This is a genomic window from Lujinxingia litoralis (genome assembly GCF_003260125.1).
In the GTDB taxonomy this organism is placed as follows: domain Bacteria; phylum Myxococcota_A; class Bradymonadia; order Bradymonadales; family Bradymonadaceae; genus Lujinxingia; species Lujinxingia litoralis.
On record NZ_QHKO01000028.1, the window covers coordinates 1 to 1,146 of the forward strand.

Annotated in this window: 1 protein-coding gene; it reads right to left on the minus strand. The window is 50.1% G+C overall.

From position 1 onward, the window contains the following. Positions 1-866: 866 nt before the first annotated feature. The coding region (locus tag DL240_RS21045) for a hypothetical protein (RefSeq protein WP_233497093.1) at positions 867-1,146 on the minus strand (280 nt) is incomplete at its 5' end.

Below are 1,146 nucleotides of genomic sequence, written 5' to 3' on the forward strand. Positions count from 1 at the left end.
AATCAGGGGATAACGCAGGAAAGAACATGTGAGCAAAAGGCCAGCAAAAGGCCAGGAACCGTAAAAAGGCCGCGTTGCTGGCGTTTTTCCATAGGCTCCGCCCCCCTGACGAGCATCACAAAAATCGACGCTCAAGTCAGAGGTGGCGAAACCCGACAGGACTATAAAGATACCAGGCGTTTCCCCCTGGAAGCTCCCTCGTGCGCTCTCCTGTTCCGACCCTGCCGCTTACCGGATACCTGTCCGCCTTTCTCCCTTCGGGAAGCGTGGCGCTTTCTCATAGCTCACGCTGTAGGTATCTCAGTTCGGTGTAGGTCGTTCGCTCCAAGCTGGGCTGTGTGCACGAACCCCCCGTTCAGCCCGACCGCTGCGCCTTATCCGGTAACTATCGTCTTGAGTCCAACCCGGTAAGACACGACTTATCGCCACTGGCAGCAGCCACTGGTAACAGGATTAGCAGAGCGAGGTATGTAGGCGGTGCTACAGAGTTCTTGAAGTGGTGGCCTAACTACGGCTACACTAGAAGAACAGTATTTGGTATCTGCGCTCTGCTGAAGCCAGTTACCTTCGGAAAAAGAGTTGGTAGCTCTTGATCCGGCAGTTGGTAGCTCTTGATCCGGNCCAGCCTACTCGGAGGAAATCGGCAGACTTCTAAACTTTGGCAATTTTTCCTATTTTAATCCTAGGTGCCAAATTTGGGTGTAAACATATGCCCCCTTGCCTTTTTGATGAACAACGTGAATCTAAAAGCATAGAACATGTTTTTGGTCTTAGGGCGATAATCCAATTACCGGCCATAGCACCTCCTAAGCGTCTTGCCAAACGCTCAGGAAGTATTTCTTCAAGTATTTCTCGTTGATTGCTCGCTAAAAACGCTCCCCTTGAAGTGTCTCCAAAAAATACACGTTCCCTCGAACAATGCCGCATAATCGATAAGGACCTTCCCAACTAGGAGACCACTTACCGAACTCCCTGGATCGAGTACCCAAAGGCAAAACTGTCTTCCAAACCAAGTCTCCAACTTGAAACAACTTCACTTTCACCCTTTTGTGGTACGCCTTGGCCACCCTCTTCTTCTCTTTCTCTATCTCTTCCAAAGCCTTCAAGCGTTTGTCGATGACTTCATCAAGGTTGTCTCCCATCAAT